This window comes from Candidatus Omnitrophota bacterium (assembly GCA_041649175.1).
Lineage (GTDB): Bacteria > Omnitrophota > Gorgyraeia > Zapsychrales > JBAZNR01 > JBAZNR01.
The window spans coordinates 349,669-372,490 of record JBAZNR010000002.1 but is presented as its reverse complement, the minus strand read 5'-3'; the positions used below and the strand labels follow the sequence as shown (position 1 = coordinate 372,490).

The 22,822-nt window shown below is 43.2% G+C and carries 22 protein-coding genes; 15 read left to right on the top strand and 7 right to left on the bottom strand.

Features of this window, described 5'->3' with window-relative positions; all coding sequences use genetic code 11:
• Position 1: 1 nt before the first annotated feature.
• The 14 genes from WC676_06875 (at position 2) to WC676_06810 (ending at position 15,350) form a co-directional block, all read left to right on the top strand.
• Positions 2–2,152 carry a 3-hydroxyacyl-CoA dehydrogenase NAD-binding domain-containing protein gene (locus tag WC676_06875; GenBank protein MFA5060332.1) on the top strand — a complete coding sequence of 717 codons (2,151 nt, stop codon included), beginning with the start codon at positions 2–4 and terminating at the stop codon, positions 2,150–2,152.
• Positions 2,145–2,531 (top strand): prepilin-type N-terminal cleavage/methylation domain-containing protein, encoded by a 387-nt coding sequence (locus tag WC676_06870; GenBank protein ID MFA5060331.1) that lies wholly within the window; start codon positions 2,145–2,147, stop codon positions 2,529–2,531. Before WC676_06875 ends, WC676_06870 begins: the two co-directional genes overlap by 8 nt.
• A gap of 56 nt (positions 2,532–2,587) precedes the next feature.
• Positions 2,588–2,989 carry a hypothetical protein gene (locus WC676_06865; protein ID MFA5060330.1) on the top strand — a complete coding sequence of 134 codons (402 nt, stop codon included), beginning with the start codon at positions 2,588–2,590 and terminating at the stop codon, positions 2,987–2,989.
• 12 nt (positions 2,990–3,001) lie between these two features.
• On the top strand, positions 3,002–3,313 hold the full coding sequence (locus tag WC676_06860) for a (2Fe-2S) ferredoxin domain-containing protein (GenBank protein ID MFA5060329.1): 312 nt from the start codon (positions 3,002–3,004) through the stop codon (positions 3,311–3,313).
• A 37-nt stretch (positions 3,314–3,350) separates the two neighbouring features.
• The gene (locus WC676_06855; GenBank protein MFA5060328.1) at positions 3,351–5,210 is read left to right on the top strand and encodes an acyl-CoA dehydrogenase family protein; all 1,860 of its coding nucleotides are present in this window, start codon (positions 3,351–3,353) and stop codon (positions 5,208–5,210) included.
• Between the two features lie 59 nt (positions 5,211–5,269).
• Entirely contained in the window at positions 5,270–7,306 is a 2,037-nt protein-coding gene (locus WC676_06850) for a patatin-like phospholipase family protein (protein MFA5060327.1), read from the top strand.
• A 4-nt stretch (positions 7,307–7,310) separates the two neighbouring features.
• Positions 7,311–7,778, top strand: coding sequence for a bifunctional precorrin-2 dehydrogenase/sirohydrochlorin ferrochelatase (locus tag WC676_06845; GenBank protein MFA5060326.1), 468 nt, complete (start codon positions 7,311–7,313; stop codon positions 7,776–7,778).
• Positions 7,775–9,844 carry a uroporphyrinogen-III C-methyltransferase gene (cobA, locus tag WC676_06840; GenBank protein ID MFA5060325.1) on the top strand — a complete coding sequence of 690 codons (2,070 nt, stop codon included), beginning with the start codon at positions 7,775–7,777 and terminating at the stop codon, positions 9,842–9,844. Before WC676_06845 ends, cobA begins: the two co-directional genes overlap by 4 nt.
• 34 nt (positions 9,845–9,878) lie before the next feature.
• Entirely contained in the window at positions 9,879–10,811 is a 933-nt protein-coding gene (gene hemB / locus WC676_06835; GenBank protein MFA5060324.1) for a porphobilinogen synthase, read from the top strand.
• Positions 10,790–12,085, top strand: coding sequence for a glutamate-1-semialdehyde 2,1-aminomutase (hemL, locus tag WC676_06830; protein MFA5060323.1), 1,296 nt, complete (start codon positions 10,790–10,792; stop codon positions 12,083–12,085). Before hemB ends, hemL begins: the two co-directional genes overlap by 22 nt.
• Before the next feature lie 17 nt (positions 12,086–12,102).
• A complete protein-coding gene (locus WC676_06825) occupies positions 12,103–12,489 on the top strand; it encodes a DUF3568 family protein (GenBank protein MFA5060322.1) in 387 nt (128 codons plus the stop codon).
• A gap of 12 nt (positions 12,490–12,501) precedes the next feature.
• Positions 12,502–12,888: a phosphomannose isomerase type II C-terminal cupin domain gene (locus WC676_06820; GenBank protein ID MFA5060321.1), complete on the top strand. Its 387-nt coding sequence runs from the start codon at positions 12,502–12,504 to the stop codon at positions 12,886–12,888.
• A gap of 179 nt (positions 12,889–13,067) precedes the next feature.
• The gene (locus WC676_06815; protein ID MFA5060320.1) at positions 13,068–14,852 is read left to right on the top strand and encodes a phosphoenolpyruvate carboxykinase (GTP); all 1,785 of its coding nucleotides are present in this window, start codon (positions 13,068–13,070) and stop codon (positions 14,850–14,852) included.
• A 192-nt stretch (positions 14,853–15,044) separates the two neighbouring features.
• Positions 15,045–15,350 carry a DUF134 domain-containing protein gene (locus WC676_06810; protein MFA5060319.1) on the top strand — a complete coding sequence of 102 codons (306 nt, stop codon included), beginning with the start codon at positions 15,045–15,047 and terminating at the stop codon, positions 15,348–15,350.
• A gap of 470 nt (positions 15,351–15,820) precedes the next feature.
• On the opposite strand, the gene WC676_06805 is transcribed toward WC676_06810, so the two are convergent.
• From WC676_06805 to WC676_06795, 3 genes are read right to left on the bottom strand one after another with little or no spacing between them, the layout of a single operon-like run.
• Positions 15,821–16,231 carry a pyridoxamine 5'-phosphate oxidase family protein gene (locus WC676_06805; protein MFA5060318.1) on the bottom strand — a complete coding sequence of 137 codons (411 nt, stop codon included), beginning with the start codon at positions 16,229–16,231 and terminating at the stop codon, positions 15,821–15,823.
• Positions 16,232–16,271: 40 nt separating this feature from the next.
• A complete protein-coding gene (locus tag WC676_06800; protein ID MFA5060317.1) occupies positions 16,272–17,072 on the bottom strand; it encodes an XdhC/CoxI family protein in 801 nt (266 codons plus the stop codon).
• A complete protein-coding gene (locus tag WC676_06795; GenBank protein MFA5060316.1) occupies positions 17,065–17,919 on the bottom strand; it encodes a hypothetical protein in 855 nt (284 codons plus the stop codon). Before WC676_06795 ends, WC676_06800 begins: the two co-directional genes overlap by 8 nt.
• Before the next feature lie 127 nt (positions 17,920–18,046).
• Between WC676_06795 and WC676_06790 the strand changes: the two genes are divergently transcribed.
• Complete coding sequence (locus WC676_06790) at positions 18,047–18,634, top strand: nucleotidyltransferase family protein (protein MFA5060315.1); 588 nt, start codon at positions 18,047–18,049, stop codon at positions 18,632–18,634.
• A gap of 20 nt (positions 18,635–18,654) precedes the next feature.
• Here WC676_06790 and WC676_06785 read toward each other — a convergent pair whose 3' ends face one another.
• The 4 genes from WC676_06785 to WC676_06770 are packed head-to-tail and all read right to left on the bottom strand — an operon-like array spanning position 18,655 to position 22,739.
• The gene (locus WC676_06785; GenBank protein MFA5060314.1) at positions 18,655–19,044 is read right to left on the bottom strand and encodes a hypothetical protein; all 390 of its coding nucleotides are present in this window, start codon (positions 19,042–19,044) and stop codon (positions 18,655–18,657) included.
• 40 nt (positions 19,045–19,084) lie between these two features.
• The gene (locus tag WC676_06780) at positions 19,085–21,409 is read right to left on the bottom strand and encodes a molybdopterin cofactor-binding domain-containing protein (protein ID MFA5060313.1); all 2,325 of its coding nucleotides are present in this window, start codon (positions 21,407–21,409) and stop codon (positions 19,085–19,087) included.
• Between the two features lie 8 nt (positions 21,410–21,417).
• Positions 21,418–21,888, bottom strand: coding sequence for a (2Fe-2S)-binding protein (locus WC676_06775; protein MFA5060312.1), 471 nt, complete (start codon positions 21,886–21,888; stop codon positions 21,418–21,420).
• Positions 21,885–22,739, bottom strand: a complete 855-nt coding sequence (locus tag WC676_06770; GenBank protein ID MFA5060311.1) for an FAD binding domain-containing protein — start codon at positions 22,737–22,739, stop codon at positions 21,885–21,887. Before WC676_06770 ends, WC676_06775 begins: the two co-directional genes overlap by 4 nt.
• Positions 22,740–22,822: the final 83 nt, after the last annotated feature.

Here is a 22,822-nt window from a genome sequence, read left to right as displayed (position 1 = left end):
GATGGAGAATCAAAATTCAGTTTTCTATCACGTAAAAAACAATGTCGGAGTTATTGAATTTGATCAGCCGGATTCTAAGGTCAATCTTCTAAGCTCAGCGGCCTTAAAACAACTAGAGGTTTTTCTGGAAGAGATCAGATCTAATTCAATGTTAAAAGCGGTGGTCTTTGTTAGCAAAAAACAAGATGTGTTCATTGCCGGAGCCGACATCAAAGAAATTGAAGGAATTAAAGTGCCTCAAGATGGTGAGCTAAAATCGCGCGCCGGCCAGCAAATTTTAGACAAAATTGAAGATTTGAGAATTCCTGCTATTGCTGTTATTGATGGCGTTGCTTTAGGGGGCGGGTGCGAATTAGCCCTGGCTTGTCATTATCGCGTGGCGACATTTAACGAGAAAATTAAGATGGGCCTTCCGGAAGTCAATTTAGGGATTATTCCAGGCTTTGGCGGAACTTATCGCTTGCCAAAACTGGTCGGCTTGACTCAAGGGCTAAAAATGATTTTAACCGGAAAACTTATATCGTCGCGAGAGGCTTTCAAGGTTGGGCTCGTGGATAGGATTTTTCCTCAAAAAAATCTCGATATCTTGCTCGATCAATTTGTGGATGAAGTAAGCGCCAAGGGTTATCATCGCAAGCCGCGAAAAGAGAAAACGATCCAAGAGTTTTTATTGGAAAGAACATCTTTAGGCCGCGGTATTATCTTTGACCAGGCGCGAAAAACAGTTCTTAAAACAACCAAAGGTTTTTATCCGGCTCCTCTTAAAGCAATCGAAGTCATCAAAAGTACCTACGGGCTCAATCGTGTGACCGCTCTTTCTCGGGAAGCTAAGGCCTTTAGCGAATTAGTTGCAACAGATGTTTCAAAAAATCTTATTCAACTTTTTTATCTTACGGAAAAGTATCGTAAATTAATTGTCCCCGGAACCGAGTCAATTGCGCCGCTGCAAATCAAGAAATGTGCTGTTTTGGGCGCTGGCATTATGGGCGGGGGCATTGCGCAGCTTTTAAGCTCTCGAAAGATCTGGGTGCGCTTAAAAGATGTTCATTATGATGCCATTGCTAAAGGATTGAAGGCCGCAAGCTTGATCTATCAAAAAGCTGTTAAGGCAAGAAAAATAAAAGAATTTGAATCATCCGTCGGTATGGCGCGCATAACCTCAACGCTGGATTATTCAGGTTTTCAAGACGCGGATATGGTTATTGAGGCGGTCGTTGAAAATATTGATGTTAAGAAAAATATTTTTAAGGAATTGAGCGCCGCTGTTTCCTCGAAAGCCATTTTATGCACCAATACCTCAGCTTTATCCGTGACCGAAATGGCCAAAGAGGCGAAAGACCCGTCTAGGGTGATCGGCTTACATTTTTTTAATCCGGTTGAGCGAATGCCGTTAATCGAGATCATTAAAACTGATTTAACTTCACCGGAAACAATTGCGAGCGCATTGCAATGCACAAAACGCTTAGGAAAAACTCCAATTATCGTCAAAGATTCGTGTGGATTTTTAGTGAATCGGATTTTATTGGGATATGTCAACGAATCCGGGCGGATCTTGGAAGAGGGAAATCGCGTTGAATATGTCGATAGGGTCATGACAGATTTTGGAATGCCGATGGGACCGTTCGCTTTATCGGATGAAGTTGGCCTGGATGTTGGTTTCAAAGTTTTGCAGATCTTGGAAAAAGGCTTGGGTGAAAGGTTTAAACCTGTTGGGATATTTGAGAAAGTTTATCAAAAAAAGACTTTCGGTAAGAAAACCGGAAAAGGGTTCTATATCCACGGAAAGAAACGAATTCCCAACCCGGAAATTTATGGAATGATCACAAAATCCGCTTTGCCTGACCCCCAGAGAAGTGAATATCTCAAGCGCATGGTTTATACGATGATTAATGAAGCGGCGCGTTGTCTGCAGGAAGGCATTGTGGATAATGCCGAAACAGTTGATGTGGGGATGATCATGGGTACGGGTTTTCCGGCATTTCGTGGAGGATTACTGCGCTATACGGATTTTGTTGGGCCAGAAAATATTGTTAACGATCTTCTTCGGCTTAAAGAGAAATTTAACGCCGAAAGGTTTTTGCCGTGCGACTATTTGAATAATTTAAGCCGAGCAAATAAAAAATTTTATCAGGATCCGGCATATAATGAATAAGAGATCTTTTACCTTAGTTGAAATGATGATCATTGTGGCCGTCATTGGGGTTTTAACGGCTATCGCGATCCCAAATTTAATAAAGGCAAAAATGTCCGCCAATGACGTAGCGGCTCAGGCGGGGTTAAGAACGATCGCAACAGCTTTGGAGAATTATTTGATTTTCAATTCCAGCTATCCCGCGTCTGTAGATGCCTTGACCGGTGGGGTTTCGCCATATTTAGGGAAAAACTATTTTTCAGGGACGCATTCCGGATTTACATTTGACCCTGATATTCAGCCGTATTCATATATCATCACGGCAGATCCTGTTGAAGTTGGAAAAACAGGGACAACAACATTTACCATCACAACAGGAGCTGTTTTTCAAAATAATTAATGATCGGATTCTAATCGAGCACGCTAAAAAATTTATTTGATAAAAGGAGATTTTCTATGAACGACAAAAATCGTAAAATATTCTCGATCAATCAATTTGAATCACGGATCCTAAGAATTGTTTTCATATCGGCCATTGTTCCGTTCTTGCTGATTACGGGATTCTTTTATTTTATGTTCTATGACCTTGTTCATACTTACTTAAAGACGGGAATGGCAACTCATTTTTTAAAAGATTTTCTTATCGTGGCGGCCATATTCCTTGCGTATTACTTTGTGTTAGTTGGAATTTTGGCTTATCGATTTGTTCATAAATTACTCGGAGCTATTCCTCGGATTCTAAGAGAGCTTGATGAGAGAATTTCCGGGAAATCCAAAGCGCACATCCATTTGCGCAAAGGAGATTATGCCTCAGAAATTATTGACCGGATCAACACCCTTATTGATAAATTGCCATAAAGGATCCTTAAAATGGGGTTAGGAGGAGCGATGGAAAACAAGAAAATTCCTTACAGTAAACAGATATTTGTTTGCACCAACGATCAGCATGGAGCAAAGCCAAGTTGCGGCGATCATGGCGGTGAAGAAGTGTTTAGTGAGTTAAGGCGTATTGCGAAAGAGAAAGGATTGCATCCGGATATTCGCGTCGCACAAGCAAAATGCTTGGGGCAGTGCAATCTGGGAGTCAATATCATGGTTTATCCGGATGGAGTTTGGTATAGTCGGGTAACAAAAGATAATGTCTCAGAGCTTGTTGAGAAATATCTATCGAAGAAGCAATGATCACATTTTTAATCAGTTTTTTAAAAAGGAGAGCGCAATGAGCATGTTTGATAAAAATATCAGCGCGGAAAAACGTGCTTCGCTCGAATTAGCCGAAGCTTCTCGGGAAAGCGAATGGAAATATCCAAGCTTTGCTTTGAAATTATTTCATGGTGTTTTGGACTGGAAATTGATTTTTCCTTTTCCGGCACAATCTGCTGAAGACAAAAAGATCGGCGATGAGTTTCTTGGAAAAATAGAAAACCTTCTTAAGGCAAAGCTTGACCCGGATAAGGTTGATCAAACCGGAGAAATTCCTCCGGAAGTTATCCAAGGATTAGCTGATTTAAAAGCTTTCGCTATAAAAATTCCTCAGGAATACGGCGGTTTGGGATTCAGCCAGACAAACTATAATCGCATCATCCATCTGGTCGCAAGTTATTGCGGCTCCACGGCTGTTCTTTTGTCCGCGCATCAAAGTATCGGCGTTCCTCAGCCGCTTAAGCTGTTCGGAACACAGGAACAGAAGAAAAAATATCTACCTCAATTTGCTAAAGGAGTGATTTCGGGTTTTGCGCTCACTGAGCCGGAAGCCGGATCCGATCCTCGTCAAATGAGAACGACAGCCACTCCGATCGAAGATGGAAAATATTTTCTCATTAACGGTGAAAAGTTATGGTGTACCAACGGCCTTATTGCCGGTGTTGTCGTTGTGATGGCGGTTACGCCGCCTAAAATCGTTAGAGGGAAAGAGCAAAAGCAGATCACGGCTTTTATTGTCGAGACAGATACACCGGGCTTTGAAATTGTTTCGCGCTGTCAATTTATGGGCTTGCACGGTATTCAAAACGGCTTGATCCGCTTTAACAATTTGAAAGTTCCCAGAGAAAATATCATTTTAGGAGAAGGAGAAGGGCTAAAGCTTGCTCTGATGACGCTTAACACGGGGCGGCTAACTCTTCCGGCAGCTTCAGCCGGTATTTCTAAATGGTGTTTGAAAGTAGCCCGGGAATGGTCTGCTAAGCGAAAACAATGGGGCGGGCCCATAGGGGAGCATGAAAGCATTGCGTTAAAGCTGGGCTATATCACAAGCCATTCTTTTGCTATTGATGCTATGGCGTGGCTGACATCAGCGATGGCGGATGATAAAAATCGGGATATCCGTCTTGAGGCTGCCATCGCGAAACATTTTTGCACATTGCATAGCTGGCGCATTACGGATGAGACATTGCAAATTCGTGGCGGCCAGGGTTACGAAACAGCTCCGTCGCTTAAAGCGCGTGGCATGGATCCGTATCCGGTCGAGCGCGTGTTAAGAGATGTCCGGATCAATTTGATCATTGAAGGGACAACCGAGATCATGCGTCTTTTTATCGCTCGGGAAGCCCTTGATCCGCATCTGAGCCGGAGCAAGTCGCTTTTTGATTCAAGGACTTCTATCCAGGAAAAAATAAAGACTTTGTTAAGCGCTTTATCCTATTATGCGTTATGGTATCCGAAGTTGTGGATGCCGACGATTGTGGCTACAGATTTACAAGGTCTTTCTTCGTCGCTTTCGTCGCACATGGTTTTTGTGAAAAATGCGTCGAAACGTTTAGCGCGGGATATTTTTCATCAAATGATGGTTTATCAAAAGAAATTGGAAGCAAAACAAGGGCTATTGAGCCGTTTTGTTGATATCGGATCTGATCTTTTTGCCATTGCGGCTGCTTGCAGCTATGCGGATCATTTGTCAAGGGAATCAAAAGATAAGGAAAATTCACTTCGACTGGCGGATGTTTTTTGTTGTCAGGCTCGTCAGAGAATTGAGGAAAATTTTAAAGGAATTTCGGTTAATACCGATAAGAAATCCCGATATATTGCAAAAGGGCTTATGGCGGGCGAGTATACGTGGCTAGAAAATGACATCATAAAATAAAAACTATGGGCGTTCTCTCAAAAATATTAGGAAAGTTTTCCCTCATTAAGCAAATACCGTTGTTTAGCAATTTGCGATGGTATGAGTTAAGGATTATTGCCAAAAAATCCTCCCTTGTTGAGTATAAAAAGGGGGAGATCATTTGTAAGGAAGGCAGTTCTCCGGATGCTTTTTACTGTCTGGTTTCCGGCCGCTTGCAGGCTTATGTTGTCAAGGCGAGCGGGGAAAAGATGGCGGTGGAATATGTCCGCAAGGGGATGTATTTTGGCGTTATCTCGCTTCTTCCTTCAGGTCAATATCCTCTTACCTTTGAAGCGGTGAATGATTCGGTTATTCTAAAATTTGAGAAAGAAGATTTTTCTTCTGTTTTAGATCTGGTTCCGCGTCTAGCGGTCGAGTTAAGCCATAGCCTTGCCCGACGGATCAAGAGCGAAGCGCTTCATTCCCGGGCATCATCCGAGAATAATATCATCTCAGTTTATAGCTCTACAAAAGGGGCAGGCAGCTCAACGTATGCCATTAATTTGGCACTTAGCTTAGAGCGAGAAACTTCTAAGAAAGTTATCTTTGTGAGCATAAATTCCGATTTGCCCAAAGAATCGGCGCAGCGTTCTTCGGAAGCCGGAGAATCAACGCCTCGTTGGAAAAAAGAGCCCATTGAACTTAAGAACATTGCCGGCAATCACGAAAAAGTACTGCGTAGTATTTCGCGCGGAGAATTAAAGATCGACTTGCTCAATGTTGTCTTTAATCCGCAGGACTCATGGCTGGTGGGCCAGATCAGTCCTTTTGTCAGTCTTTTGGCCAACGATTATAATTATGTGATCGTTGATCTGCCGACGGAGATGGACGATGTGGTTTTTACGACTTTAACGCAATCCGACATCGTTCATTTGGTTGGGCTCGATCATCATGAAGATATGCATTTGACACGGCAAGTTCTTGAGCGGTTGGAAAAGACACTTCCTCAAAATTTTATCAAAGAAAAGGTGAGGGTGATTATCAGCCGCTTGGACCCAAAGCCGCATTTACCTCTTGGGGAGATCAGCAAGATCATCCACCATGATGTTTATGCGACGTTGCCTTTTATTACGCATCAAGAACTAAATGTTGCCATTGTTTCGGAATCATTGACAGTTATTGCGCCGCATTTAAAAAGCGAATATTCAAAAACAGTAACGAGGATCTCGCGGCGGATAGGCGGTGTTCTCGTCGGGCTTGTCTTAGGTGGCGGGGCGGCGCTAGGGATTGCGCATATCGGTGTTATTAGGGTTTTAGAAAAAGAGAATATTCCGGTTGATATCGTGATCGGCAGTAGCATTGGTGCTGTGATCGGAAGTTTATGGGCGATTGGAAAAAATGCGCAAGAATTAGAGAATGTTGCCAGAGAGTTTGAAAAGAAATTATCCATCATGAAACTTTTGGATATTATCCTGCCGTCTAAATCGGGATTTATTCGCGGTACCAATATGACGCGTTGGCTAGAAAAACATTTAGGAGACAAGACATTTTATAGCACATGGCTGCCCTTAAAGATCGTTTCTTATGATCTGGTAAAGCGCGAAGAACTGGTGCTTGATACCGGACGCTTGGTAGACGCTGTTCGTCAGAGCATTGCGATTCCGGGATTGATCACTCCGGTCATTAAAGATGATCAAGTCATTATTGACGGGGGCGTTGTTAATCCCTTGCCTACAAATGTTTTAACGGATCTTGGAATAAAGCGTATCATCGCTGTTAATGTCTTGCAGTCGCCGTATGATGTTTCTAAAGGATATGAGATATCTCAGGCGCAATTGCTTAAGGAAGAAAGCATTCCGTTTTTAAGATCTCCTTATCGCTATTTAGCTGTTCGCCTTAATCGGCTTTTGACCCGTCTTTTTCTGCCGAACATATTTGACATTATTGTTTGCAGCCTTCAGGCGACCGAATATGTTATTGCGGAGCAGAGCGCTCAGCAGGCGGATGTTGTCATTCATCCGGATCTATCCGGCGTTAGCTGGTTTGAACTCTACCGCGTTGATCATCTCATCAAAAGCGGCGAAGAGGCCACTCAAAAAATGCTTCCTGCCATCAAGAAACTTATCAGCGAATAATCTTATGCTTAGCAAAAGTTATTTTCCGGTTTTTATTGACTCCGCTTCCTGCAAGATTCTTATAGTGGGGGGCGGTAAAATTGCTTTGCAAAAACTAAAGAATTTAGTTAAATTTAAAGCGCGAATTACGGTTGTCGCTAAAGAACCCTTGCCAAGAATTGTTCACTTGGGTCATCGAAAGAAAATCTGTTTAATGGTTCGACGCTTTACGAACTCCGATTTAGCCGGGCATCAACTTATTTATGCGTGTACGGATAATTTAGCTCTCAATCATCGTATTGAGAAATTAGCCAAGAAAAAGAAGTTATTGGTCAATGTGGCGGATGATCATCGCCGGTCAAGTTTCATATCGCCGGCTGTTTACAAAAAGCGGAAATTAATTATTGCCGTTTCAACATCCGGGCTTGATCCCGGCCGTAGCGCCCATATTCGTAATTCGATTAAAAATATGCTCAGGGAAAAATCAGCATGAAAAAAGCTATCAGCACGCGAAAAATTAGAATTGGTTCTCGCGGCAGCCGCCTAGCTTTAGTGCAAGTTGAAGAGATCCTTCTTTTGCTTAAAGGAAGGGGCATTAGGTTGCCGCATGTCCACAAAATATTTGATACAAGAGGGGACAAGGATAAAAAAACATCTTTGTCGCACAGCGCTGATAATTTCTTTACAGATACCTTAGATAGTGCCATCCTTTCTGAGAAAATTGACATTGCCATTCATAGCGCGAAAGACCTGCCGCAAGAGCTGCCAGCGGGGTTATCTATTTTTGCCCTTACTGATCCTTTGGATGAAACGGATGCGTTTGTCGGCAAGGATAAAATATCCCGGCTTAAAAAAGGCGCTAAGATCGGGACGAGTAGCCCTTCCAGGCGTGAGGCTATTTTGCGGTTAAATCCAAATGTAAAAACGGTTGAAGTACGCGGTAATATTGATGAAAGAATTAAACAGGTTCAAGGCGGAAGACTGGACGGCGTTATTATTGCGACGTGTGCTTTAAAAAGACTTAAGCTTGAGCATTTGATTACCGAAATTTTGCCCTATGAAGCGACACCGCTCCAAGGCCAGCTGGCGGTTGTGGGTAGAGACCGTGATGCTTGGCTTAAAGATATTTTTTCCTCGATGGACGCACGCAAGAAATATGGATGTGTTTCTTTGGTGGGGGCGGGCCCGGGAGATCCGGGTTTAATAACGGTCAAGGCCGTTGAGGCATTAAAAAAGGCAGACATTGTTTTCTACGATTATCTAACAAGTCGAAGTTTGCTTGATCATGCCAAAGGAGCTGAGAAAATTTATTCCGGAAAACGAAAAGGCAGCCACTCTTTGCCGCAACCGGAGCTTTCCAGGATGTTGCGCGTGGCGGCTATGGACGGGAAAAATGTTGTGCGCTTAAAAGGCGGCGATCCTCTCATTTTTGGCCGCGGAGCGGATGAGATCCAGTATTTAAGATCTCACCATATTCCGGTTGAAATCATTCCGGGTGTTAGCTCGGTCACCGGAATTCCGTCAGCGCTGGGTATTCCTTTGACGGCGCGCGGCATTTCATCGTCTGTTGCTTTTCTTAGCGGTCATGGCGCGGATGAGGGGAGAGATAATGCAGGAAACATCGTAATTCCGAAAACAGATACTATCGTTTTTCTTATGGCGCTAAGCAAATTACCGGCCATTATCCGGTCGTTAAAGAAAGCAGGATGGAAAAACGAAACTCCCGTCATGATCGTTTCCCGGGGAACTTATCCTGAAGAAAAGATCGCCGTTGGGACAATTGCGACGATCGTGCAAATCGCGCGCAAAATTAACATTGATCCACCGGCTTTAATCATTGTGGGGGGAGTTGTTAAATTCTGGAAAAAGGAAGCGCAGGCCAACAATGAATTCTCTGGGAAGCCGACATTTCTTTATTTGGGAACGCATCCCCGGAAATATGCATCACTGGGAAAGATCATTCATTTTCCCATGATCGCTATTTCGGAAATAAAATTCTCAAGAAAGGATTTAGCGAGCCTGTCGAAGCGTATACAAAGCTCGCAGCTTATTATCTTAACTAGCCGGTTCGCGGTTGAGTATTTCTTAAAATCCGCGCGGAAGGCGAAATGTTCCGTTCGGAAGTTCAAAGAAAATGATTTTGCCGTTATCGGCCGAGACACGGCGGATGCGCTTATTAAAGCTGGCATCTATCCTAAGGTAACTGCTTTTCCTGAGACGAGCCAAGGGCTTTTAAAAGCCTTGGAAAAGTTTTTCATTCTGAAAGGGATCAAAATACTTTTTCCTCGTTCGAACCTTTCCAATCCGTATCTGAAAAGAGAGCTTTTGAAAAGAGGGGCGGTTATCCACGAAGTCGCAATTTATAAGAACCAAAAACCGGCGAAGAAAAATATTCCCAAAGAAAAAATTAATGCCATAATATTTACCAGTCCGTCTACTGTAAATAATTTTCTTGCGGATTTTCGCGTGATCCCCAAAGAATGGAATATTTTTGCTAAAGGCCCGTTAACCCAAGAAGCGTTAAAATTGTTAGGGTATGAAAGCGAGGTATTAAGCTGACATGAGATTTCGTCGTTTAAGAAAAAATGAAACAATGCGGCGTCTTTTTCGGGAGACTAGAATTTCTTCGGAGGAGTTGATCCAGCCTTTCTTTGTTGTTGATGGAAGCAGTAAAAAAGAAGCGATCGCGTCAATGCCTGGAATCTACCGCCATTCAACAGATAATCTTTTGCGGAGCATTGAGCAATATCAAAAACTCGGTGGGCATGCCGGATTATTCTTTGGCGTTGGCAGTAAAAAAGACGCAAACGCAACATCGGCTTATTCTCCCGCGGGAATTGTTCAAAAGGCTGTTAAAGCGGTCAAGAAAAATTTTCCAGGATTTTTGGTTATCACTGATGTGTGCTTATGCGGCTATACGAACCATGGCCATTGCGGAATTGTCCGGGATAATTATGTGGATAATGATGAAACGATCAAGATCCTTGGGAAAGCGGCTGTGTCACATGCCGCGGCCGGAGCCGACATTGTTGCGCCGTCGGATATGATGGATCTAAGAGTCAAACAAATTAGAGAAGATCTAGACGCTAATGGATTTCAGGATACGGCGATCATGTCGTACGCGGTTAAATACGCATCGTCATTCTATGGCCCATTTCGCGACGCGGCCGAATCGACGCCGCATTTTGGCGACCGCAAATCTTATCAAATGGATCCGGCAAATTCCCGGGAGGCTTTAAAAGAAGCAAAACAAGATATTAAAGAGGGCGCTGATGTGATCATGGTTAAGCCGGCATTGGCCTATCTGGATATCATTGCTTCTCTTAAATCTCAATTTAATGTGCCAATTGCTGCGTATAGCGTCAGCGGGGAATATTCCATGATCAAAGCCGCTGCCGCAAAGAATTGGATCAATGAACGTGATGTTGTCTTGGAAAGTCTGACGGCCATTAAAAGGGCGGGAGCAGGCGTTATTATCTCTTATCATGCAGCGGATATTTTAAAATGGCTATCCAAAGATCAATAAAATTATTTACGCAAGCTCGAAAAGTTTTAGTCGGCGGTGTTAATAGCCCGGTCCGCTCCTTTATGGCGGTGGGCGGCGATCCGCTTGTGATAAGGCGTGGACACGGAGCAAAATTCTTTGATGTGGATAATAATTCCTACATCGACTATTGTTTGTCTTGGGGTGCTTTGATCGTTGGCCACGCGCATCCAAATGTTGTAAAGGCTGTTCGTACGGCTGTCCTCTCGGGATCAAGTTTCGGGACAACAACGAAGCCGGAAATTACCTTAGCTCAAGTTATCGTACGGGATGTTCCTTCGATAGAAAAAATTCGTTTTGTTAATTCCGGAACGGAAGCAACCATGAGCGCTATTCGGCTTGCCCGAGGTTTTACCAGGAAAAATATGATCGTCAAATTTGACGGTTGTTATCACGGGCATTTTGATGATCTCTTGATCAAGGCCGGTTCGGGGGTTGCGAATTTAAAAAGTTCTTCAAGCTTAGGGATCACGCAAAACCATATTAAAGAAACGATCAGCCTTCCATTTAACGATATTCAAAAAGCAACGGAAACCATTGAGCGTTTTCATAAGCAAGTTGCTTGTGTCATTTTGGAACCTGTAGCCGGAAATATGGGCGTTGTGCGGGCAAATAAGGATTTCTTAAAGGCCTTGCGGTATTTGACAAAGAAATATCGTATTGTCCTTATTTTTGATGAAGTGATGAGCGGATACCGTTTAAGCCGAGGCGGTGTTCAGTGTGATACTGGAATTATTCCGGATCTGACCTGCTTAGGGAAAATTATCGGCGGTGGGTTTCCTGTTGGTGCGTACGGCGGGCGAAATGATATTATGAATTGCTTGGCACCCGAAGGCGGTGTTTATCAGGCAGGAACATTTGCGGGAAATCCGGTTGTTATGAGCGCAGGAATTGCTACGCTGGAAATTCTCACCAAGTCATTTTACTCGCGTTTAAATAAGATATCGGATGAGTTCTCAAAAAAAGTGAACCAATATTTTAAGGCCGATCAAATTAATGCGTCTTTATCGTGTTATGGGTCAATGTTGAGCATTCGGTTTGGGCGAAATGGCGCTGAAAATTATAGCGATGCGCAAAATAAATCTTCATCAAAATTATACCGGCAATTATTCCGGGAATTGCTTCAAGCCGGAATTTATTGGCCGCCGGCCGAGCTTGAAACATTTTTTATTTCCGGAGCGCATACGTCTAAAAATTTAAATGATTTATTAGGAGCAATAAAAATATTTTTTAGTAGAATAAACAAGGATCATTGATCCTAAAGGAGGAACTGATGAAAAATAAGATATCTTTGGCAGCAGTAGCAGCGTTGCTGTCTTTTCAGCTTTCTGGTTGTTTTCCACTTTTGGTCGGTGCGGCGGCCGGAGCCGGCGGCATGATATGGGTTACCGGAAAACTTGAGCAACAGTTGAACGCTTCGGTTGACCGTGTACATCGGGCATCAATTCTCGCGTTAAAGAAATTAGAGTTGCCGATTTTGGTTGACAACAAAGATAAGACGACGGCCAAGATCGAATCAAAATATGCTGATGGAAAACATGTCTGGATCGATATCGAACATGTTTCGAAGGATCTAACCAAGGTTGCGATCCGCGTCGGCACGCTTGGCGATGAGGTCCGATCCCGCGAGATCTTAGACAATATTATGAATCGGTTATAGTCAATTAAGAATATGCTTAAGAAAAGTAAAAGAAAGATCCCTCGGTTTAATAAGAAACATTCTGTTCGTCCTTGGGGCGAATACCGCATGCTTTTCTATGAACCAAAAGTTTGGGTTAAGCGTGTTAAAGTCAAGTCAAAATGCCGCTTGAGCCTTCAGAAGCATCAACACCGTTCTGAAAAATGGATCATTGTTGAAGGACGTGGATTAGCTGTTGTTAATAAGAAGAAACTAGCGGTTGTTCCCGGAACAGTTGTTGATGTTCCGCTGGGTGCGGTCCATCGCATCGGCAATACCGGAAAAAAAGATCTGGTTTTTATCGAAGTTGCTTGCGGAAAATATTTAGGAGAAGACGATATTATTCGCATCCAAGACGATTTTAACCGGATCATAAAATAAATAATAACGATTATAAGTGGTAAAAGGCGGCCGCGATTTTCGCGGCCGCCTTTTTTTTGCTTTTAAACACGTGAAAATATTGACAAGGCGCTTTTCCTCTGTATAATGATGGCGATTTTAAAGGAACGCAGAGATAGTAAATTCTATTTCTTAAAGAAAACATCGAACGGAGAAACAAGATGAGCGATCATAAAAAATTGAACTTGTGGGTTGAAGAAATGGCTGCCTTGTGTCAGCCGGATCAAGTTGTTTGGATCAGTGGATCCGAGAAGGAAAAGAAGAAATTAGAAGAGGAGGCTCTTGTCACGAAAGAGCTAGTGACCCTCGACTCTAAAAAACTCCCCGGGTGTTTTTATCATCGTACGCATCCCAGCGATGTCGCGCGCACGGAAAATCTCACCTTTATTTGTACTCCAAAGAAAGAAGATGCGGGACCAACCAACAATTGGATGTCTCCAGCAGATGCTTATAAAAAGGCGGCGGATCTTTTTCGCGGCGCCATGAAAGGCCGCACGATGTATGTTGTCCCGTTTGCTATGGGGCTTCCGGGATCGTCTTTTTGTAAGATTGGTGTTGAGTTGACGGACAGTATTTATGTCGTTCTTAATATGCGGATCATGACGCGTATTGGACAAAAAGTCCTTGATTCAATAGGAAAAAATGGTGAGTTTACGAAATGTTTACATAGCAAAGCCGATCTTGACATTAACCGCCGGCTTATTCTGCATTTTCCTCAGGATAATACGATTTGGAGCGTCGGTTCCGGCTATGGTGGCAATGTTCTTTTGGGAAAAAAATGCTTAGCGCTTCGTGTTGCCAGCTATCTGGCAAGGCAGGAAAATTGGATGGCCGAGCATATGCTTATTTTAGGCTTAAAAAGCAAGGCCGGAAAAATGCAGTATGTGACTGGTGCTTTTCCCAGTGCTTGCGGCAAAACCAATCTTGCCATGATTGTTCCGCCCAAAAGCTTGTCTAAAAAGAAATACACTGTTTCAACGGTTGGCGATGATATTGCCTGGATGCGTCCGGATAAAAAAGGAACGCTTTTAGCGGTTAATCCGGAAAGCGGGTTTTTTGGTGTTTTACCCGGGACAAATTTGAAGTCCAATCCAAATGCCATTAAAACCATCCAAAAAAATACAATCTTTACTAATGTTCTCTTAAAACCCGATAATACGGTTTGGTGGGAAGGGGGCGATGAACAGCCTCCTGCTGAAGGGGTAAATTGGGAAGGGAAACCTTGGCATCCCGGAATGACAGATGCGAACGGGAAGAAAGTCTTGGGAGCTCATCCCAATAGCCGGTTTACGGCTCCATTTAGTCAGTGTCCTACGGCTCCGAAAGGCACCTCGCACCTTAAAAAAGGCGTTCCGGTTTCAGCGATCATTTTTGGCGGCCGCAGGGCTAAGCTGACACCGCTGGTTTTTGAGGCTTTTAACTGGCAACATGGTGTTTTTGTGGGAGCTACTATGGCCTCCGAACGTACTGCCGCGCAGTTCGGCAAACAGGGTGAAGTGCGTTATGACCCCATGGCGATGGTGCCTTTTTGCGGTTATAACATGGCAGACTATTTTCAGCATTGGCTAAAGATGGGGAAAATAATGGGAAAAAAAGCTCCCCGTATATTTTGCGTTAACTGGTTTAAGCAGGATGAAAATGGCAAGTTTTTATGGCCTGGTTACGGGGAAAACTTACGGATTGTTGAGTGGATCCTTAACCGTTGTAATGGCAAAGTTGGCGCTATCAAAACGCCCATTGGTTTTATTCCGGACCCCAAAGACATCGATCTTTCTGGGCTGGATTTATCCGCGGAAACAATGAAGGACCTATTTGCCATTAACAAAGAAGAATGGGCACAAGAACTAAATAGCCAGCAGGCCTTTTTTAATCAATTTGAAGGACGTCTTCCTAGCGAAATTAACCAAGAATATGAGGGGTTGAAAGGACGTTTTAACACTTTTTAAAACACGTTTTTTATCCACTTTTTTAGTCAGTTTCAATTTTGCCAGGATTGGATTTCCTCAGTCCTGGCAATTTTTTTAGTATTTTGTTGAAGTTTTATACTCAAGTGATATTATGAGCATATGCTCATAATAAATGGGTAGTTGAATTGGTGTTTTATTTGACTATAATTACGAAAACTGAAAGGAAAGAATATGAAGAAAGGTCGCCCGAAGAAGATAAGATTTGTCCAAAAAGAGCCTAAAATAAGGCAATTTAGCCCAAGGGGAAAGCCGGGAAGACCGGATGAAATCGAGATTGCTTTGGACGAATTTGAGGCTATAAAATTAGCTGATTTTGAGAATTTGGACCAAGCGGCAGGGGCCTTAGCCATGGGAATTTCAAGGGCTAGTTTTGGACGAATATTACGATCTGGGCGAAAGAAAATAGCCCTGGCGCTTGTTTCAGGAAAAATCATTAAAATTGCAGGCGGGAATGTGCAGATGAAAGAACCTGCGTAGCGTTTCTGAATGTTGCTTTCAACTTGTCGCGGAAGCTCTTATTAGGATAAAGTCGTTGAAAAACCCCAAAAATCCGTTTTGAATCCTCTATATAACTTGTTTTTCTCTCTTTTTACTTACTTCCTATAATATATGTTATGTTAACTATATGTATTGTGGCATTTTAATTGTAAAGCATTAAACCGTATAAGCTTATGAGCTATTTAATATAACCTGTTAATAACCGATTTCAAACTTACCGCGATTATAATAGCCCTACCGTGACAGCGTGTTTTGTTGCAGTTTGATGATTTACTATTGATTTGAATTGATAGACATATTAATAGTTCTAAAATGCAGCATTATGTGCCAGTGTTTGCCTGTTTTTTGTTCTGGGCTGGTAAAACGAGCGATTCTAGGCTGGGTTCTGGGAAGTTAAAAGGAGCCGTTTTAATGGCCCTTTTAGGCCCTTAAAACGGCTCCCAAGAGGTTTATTTTAGATTAACGATATCTGGGGTCTTTTGCTGCGGAGTCATGGCCTCAGCTGAATTTATGCCTATTTCCAATAATACAAAATTACTGTCCTGCGGACTTGAAAAATACTGCCGCAACATTGGGATATTGTTCCAAACAGTTTCCTTGTTTTCTGGATTTTCACTGATCTTGGCTGTTCCGGCAATGCGACAAAATGCCATCTTTCGGTCAACAAAACAAATTTCAACTAGGGGGTTTTTTTTGACCTGAGCGACCGTTCTGGAGTGTCCAAGTAAGGCCAGAAGCAGCATACCATCTTCGGTCAAATAAGGCATCATGGGTCGGACTTTAGGCTGGCTTCCATCTACTGTAGCCAGAAAGCCAAAACCGGCATCGCGTATAAGATCAATGACTTCATCTTTAGTCATTTTGACTCCTTTCTAAGGGGGTAAAAATTATGATTTTTTGCTATTTTTGGTTGAATTTTAGAGCTCCCTTAATGGCTCCGGATTGCTTGGCAATGATCTCGGAAATGATAGAAATGGCGATTTCTTCCGGGGTTTGGGCGCCAATATCCAAGCCGGCTGGAGCGTGAATTTGGCTGAGCGTTTTCTCTGAAACTCCCCCCTGCCGTAGCCGCTTAAAGAACTTGATCCGTTTTACCTTGCTGGAAATCACCCCAATGTAGGAAGCCTTGGTTTTTATGGCTATTTTAAGGCACTCAAAGTCATATTCATTGCCTTGAGTTACGATCATAATATAAGTTTCTGAGGTTATGGGTATTTCGGCAAGTTTTTTTGAATGAGACCCCAGAACAATGCTGTCGACATGCGGAAAACGGCTTTTTTGGGCAAATTCCTTGCGGTCATCGATAATGGTGACCTTAAAATTAAGCATCTTGGCCATGGCTGACAAAGGCAAAGCAATGTGACCGGCTCCGCAAATGATGAGGTGTTTTTTGCCTATAAATGGCTCAATAAAGACCTTGATTCGGCCTCCGCAAATTGATTGGCCTTCTTGCCCAAAGTAGTTATAGGTGACAAGTTTTGATTTTTTAGTTTTAATGGAATCAAGGCATTCAAATTTCGCGTTTTGTTCGTTTCGACCGCCACCGATGGTTCCGTACAAAGACCCATCTTCCAGAACAGCCATTTTAGCTCCGGTTTTTCGCGGAGTGCCTTTTAGGGTTGACTCAACAATGGTCGCAAAAGCAAAGCTTTGGCCTTTTTTTGCGGCGACTAAGATCTTTTGCAGTAAAAATTCATCCATTTTTTGGAGCTTCTTCTTGGGGTGGCTGAGGTTGTTGTTTGACGGCAGAATTATCTAAAGCGGTGTCGTTAGGTTTATCAGTCTCTTCTTTCGTACTTTCTTCAATAGCCGCTGGCTCTACAACTGGTGTTGCGACTGGTGCTGCTGCTGGCGCGGCATCAGAGACAGTTTCTTTTATCTCGACTTTTACGCCATGGCTTGCGGATGCGTTAATGGCGTCTTTTTTAATGGCATTCGCGAAAAGCTTGCTTAGCTCATCGATTTTTTGTTCCTTTGATTTGATATCATCTTCTTTTTGCTTAATCTTTTCTTCAAGTTGCGTGATGCGTTTTTTAAAACCTTCCGTTTCGGCCCGGGAAGCTCCCAATTCAAGTTCGAGTTTATGACTATCTTCTTTAATGTCCTTGATCTCTTTTTCTAAAATATCTTTGACCTTGTTGAAATCTTTTCGCGTTTTAATTTCTATAAGAAGAGCTTTTTCTTTTTTGTCGAGCTCTTCGCCTTTTTCTTTGAACAGGGACTCAAGGCGCTCGTATTTTGATGTTAATTCCAGGATCTCGGTCTCCTTAAGTGCGATTTCTGCCAAGCTTGAACTTTCCGGATTTTTTATTTCAACAGCAGGAGATTTGGCCATGAATGGTTCTTGAATTAGCTCGAGGTCAGGATCTGCGAGAACTGGTTTTAAAGCCGGTGCATCGTCAAGGGTTGGTGTTTTGCTTGTGTTAAGCTCGAGTCGGTCTAAAAGACTGGGGCTATTTTTCTTGTTTTGTTGCTGGGTTTCAGAAAAGAAAAGCCATACAGCAGCCGCAAGTCCGATGATCACAATTAGAAAATAGAAAGTTAACAAGGAATTTTACTCCTTTGCGATGTTGTCAAAATTTAGCGTGGTTGATTTTTTATCAATTTCTTAAGTCTTAACAAGAGGCCTTGGGATGCGATTTGACAATCCCGGTAGAGAAAATTATAATCTCCTCATGATTTCCTGCGTTTTACTCTCAGCCGGCTTTAGCGCTCGGTTTGGGTCACCCAAAGCCCTTGCGACATTTTCACACGAAACGGTCATCGGCCGTTTGCAGCGGCTCTTGATTGATTCGGCTGTTGATGAAGCTATCATTGTTCTTGGACACGATGCTGATCAAATAAAGCCCCACCTATTAGAACACGGGAAGATTAAAGTTGTCTACAATAAAGATTACAAATTAGGGCAAACATCTTCGTTTAAAACTGGTCTTAGGACTACATCACCCCATGCTCAAGGGATCATGCTTTTCCCTGTTGATCTTCCTGTCGTTAAAATTGAAACTGTAAATTTTCTTATCGATCAATTTCATAAAGAAAAACCCGCCATATTAATTCCAACTTATAACGGGAAAAAAGGTCATCCGCCGATATTCCACTCACGGTTAAAGGCGGATTTTCTTACCCTGGATGACTCCGCAGGATTAAACACTCTTCAGCACCAGTTTACCAGCGAAACTTTTCTAACCGCTGTCCATGATCCGGGTATTTTGCTTAGTTTTAATACGCCCGAAGAGCTTCAGAAAATCGAAGCATCGCTTTAATTAAATCTTAGAATAATATTTTATTTGAACACGACAACATCAGCCGTGAAATTTGTGCGGATATTGGCATTTCCAAAAAGTTTCTTTGGTTTTGCCTTGGCCCATGCGCCGGTGCCGGCGTTTGTCTGGATGTTGGTAATAGCATCGCCGCCCATAGTCGCTGCTTCTTGTTTGAGCTTGTTAATGATCTCTGTTTTTGCGGTATCATTCTCGCTCTGTGTACGCTCGACGTTAACCGTAACAATTCCGATCATTTCGTGCGGTTTATCGACGGTTTCCAGATAGGCGACGTCGTTGGCGGATGATTTTGGGGAGTAGTATTCAAGGGATGTTTCGTTGGAATCGATGACGTATAAACTGCATGATGAGAGGAAAAGTGCGGCGAAGACGACCAAGAGTGCGCGTTTCATTTTCTAATTCCTTTCGTTTCCTAAATTGTGATAGCGGTTATTATTTCTTTTCAGCTAATTCTTTTTCTTTTAAAGCCTTTAAGACTTTATCCGGCGTGATCGGTAATTCTTTCATGCGTATTCCGACGGCATCATGAATGGCGTTAGCGATAGCCGCCGACGTCGGAAGAAGTGATGCTTCGCCCATTCCCTTGGCGCCAAATGGGCCTTCCGGGTCATTAGTTTCGATCATAATCGTTTCAATTGGAACTGTTCCGATCGATTTAGGTAGACGATAATTGGCAAAATTCGGATTAACTACTCTGCCATTTTTAAATTTCAGATCTTCGTAAAATGTATAACCGATCCCCATGGCGATAGAGCCTTCAATTTGTCCTTCCACCGATTGCGGATTAATGGCCTTGCCGATATCGTGAGCATCCCACATTTTTAATATCTTAACTTCTCCGGTTTCTTTGTTGACTTCAACTTCGGCAATTTGAGCCTCAAATCCGTAACTTCCGGAAACATTCCCTTCCCCGGTCCTAAAATCAACGGGAGTTGTTTTGGGGTTATAGCTCCCCCGCCCGATAATTTGCCGGCCATAATTAAATGAATAGCAAAGCTCGAGGGCTTTGTCAAATGTCATTAAGGCTTTATTATCTTTTTTATTGATAACTTGTTCGGCTTGAATATCCAGATCTTCGATGTTTGTTTTAAGCTCTTCGGCAATAATGGTCAAGATTTGTTTCTTGGCATCGGTTGCGGCCCGCTTTGTGGCGTTGCCGGAAATAAAAGTAACGCGGCTGGCAAAGCTTCCGGTATCAAACGGAGTGATCTCTGTATCGCCGGACTTGCAGCGGATGCGGCTATAGCTGACGCCAAGTTCTTGCGCCGCAATTTGTGAAAGCGCGGTATTAGATCCTTGTCCGGTGTCGGCGGCTCCGGTAAATAAATAAACCGATCCGTCTTCTTCGACCTTCAGAATAGATCCGGCAGATTCGTGTGATTTATACATCTTGGAACCCATGACATCGGCGGCAATACCGATACCGATGCCGCGGCAAAGGTGTTTTTGTTTTCCGCGTTTGCCTTTCCAATCTGCCGCGACGATAGCTTTTTCAATGCACTCGCGAAGGCCGTTTGACGTTAAATACATTTTATTGACCGTAACCATGTTTGGTTCGGTGATATTTTTTAGCCGGAATTCAACCGGATCCATGCCAATGCCTTCGGCTAACAGATCCATATGAGATTCGATGGAAAATCCAGATTGAACACCGCCAAAACCTCGGATAGCGCCGCTGATGGGATTGTTGGTATAAACACGATAACCGTTAATGCGAAAATTCTTTATTTTATAGACCATGAAGGTGCGCATAATAGCGGCTGCCATGACGGTTGGGCCGTAACTACAGTAAGCGCCGCCGTCGGCAATGACTTCTCCGGAAATGGCCATAAGTGTCCCGTCTTTTTTAACGCCGGATTTTAATTTATAAAGCATGCCGTGTTTTCGCCTAGAAAATGCAAATTCTTCTTCGCGTGTATAGGTGATCTTGACCGGCAAGCCGCCGCATTTTTTTGACAGTAAACATGACGCAAAATCCATCGGAAGCATTTCTAATTTTCCGCCGAATCCACCCCCGACGGCAAGCTTGATGACGCGAACATCGTTAAGATCCATTTTAAGGCATTTGGCTAAAGCTTCGCGGCATTTAAACGGTGCTTGACTGGATGACCATAATGTAATTTTATTTGAGAAGTTTTCAAATTGCCCGACGCAAACATGAGGTTCCATAGCGCAATGTGCGGCCGCCTGAGAATAGAAAACATCTTCGCGGACATAATCAGATTCTTTTAAGGCGCGTTCTACATTCCCGAAATTGACCGGCAAAATAACCGCAATGTTATTCATGGCGGTGTGAATTTGCGGTGCTCCGGGTTTCATAGCTTCCACCATATCAAAAACAGCCGGTAGAACTTCGTATTGAACATCAATAAGGCTGATCGCTTTTTCGGCTGTTTCCTCGTCGATGGCGGCAACTGCTCCTATTTCATCGCCGATATAGCGGACTTTGTCGCCTTCTAAAGCCTGTTGATCAACTGTGTGCGGGAAGAAATATTCGTTGGACCCAAATTTAATTCCGTGCGTATCTTTGGCGGTAACGATCGCTTTAACGCCGGGAAGTTTTTCGGCCTTTGATGTATCGATGCTGATAATGCGCGCATGCGGATGGGGGCTGCGGATCATCTTTCCGACGAGCATATTGGGAAATGAAACATCAAAGACATATTTGATCTGCCCGGTCACAATGCCTTTTCCGTCGATCTTGGGAACACTTTTTCCGACGGGATTGATATATTCTTTGTTAATGGCGGTACTCATAAGCGCCTTTAATGCCCTTTCTTTTTCATGACTTGCCCGGCCTCGCGAACAGCTTCAAAGATCTTGATATAGCCGGTGCAGCGGCAGATATTGCCGTCTAAAGCATATTCCATTTCTTCTTGGGTTGGCGTGTGAGTCTTTTCTAAAAGCGCATTGGACGACATGATCATGCCGGGAATACAAAAACCACACTGTGCCGCCCCTTTATCTAAAAATGCCTGTTGTGCAGGATGAAGGGTTTCTCCGTCGCTTAAACCTTCGATGGTTGTCACTTCTTTTTCTTCCACATCTTTGGCAAGCGTAATGCAAGAGAGAATAGCTTTTTTGTCAATGTTAACGACGCAGGCCCCGCACTCCGATTCCATACAACTGGTCTTTGTTCCGGTTAAGCCTAGCTTATCGCGTAAAACCTCAAGAAGTGTCTCGTGCCCTTTTAGTTCGACTTCGTATTTTGTTTTATTGATCATGAGAGTGGTCATTTTTCCCTCCCGGAAATTAATTCATTGATCGCGTTTTTTATACCGACGCGAAACATGGCTTTTTTGTAATCATCACTGCGCGTATCGTAAATGGGCGTGTCTAAATGATCGAGCGCTTCTTGTGCTAAATTTTTGTGAGCAGAGGATTCGTTTAAGAATTTTTCCAAAACAAGGTCTCTTTTAGCGAAAGCTGTTCCGCTATTGATGACGACGCGCGTGTCTTTAAAATGATTTCCGGAAAATTGAGCTGTTACGCAAACCGCCAAAAGCGGCACGTCCACATCGGATAGCTTCTTTACGCGTTGATAGCTAGATTTGATCTTTTTATCTTTAATGATCGAAATTGCGCGAAGAATTTTATTTGTGCGCGCATTATTGGCGAAGAAATCTTCCACCGAAAGCACCTCTTCCTTTAAGTCTGGCCCGACAAAATGCATATCAGCTTTCAGGGCGATCAGCGCTGCGCCAAGCTCTGTCCATGTATAGCGGCTGGTAAGATTTCCTCCGACTGTTGCCATATTTCTGATCGGATTGGTAGAAATATTGCGGCAAACAATTCTTAAAAGGGCGAAATTGTCGGTAAGCAAGGATGAGGCAAAAAGGTCATTGATGACGACCGCTGAGCCGATAAAAAGCTTCTCATCTTTAACGGCAATGCCGTGCAGATCGGGAATGTGCTTTAGGCTAATGACATGAGAAGGAGTTTTGTTCCCCCTTCTCTTCATAGTTTTTAAGCTGTTAAGGAGAAACGTCCCCCCTGCCAAAAGTCGCGCGTCCGGAAGTTCAGAATAGAGCTTAACAGCGGCTTGTAGTGTTGCGGGTTTATGAAATTCCAAAGGATTTAACAGCATCCTTATTTATCCTTTCCCAATGGGTTACGATGATTTACGGCTTTATTAACGTGAGAATTATAACAGACGAACCCATCTTTGCA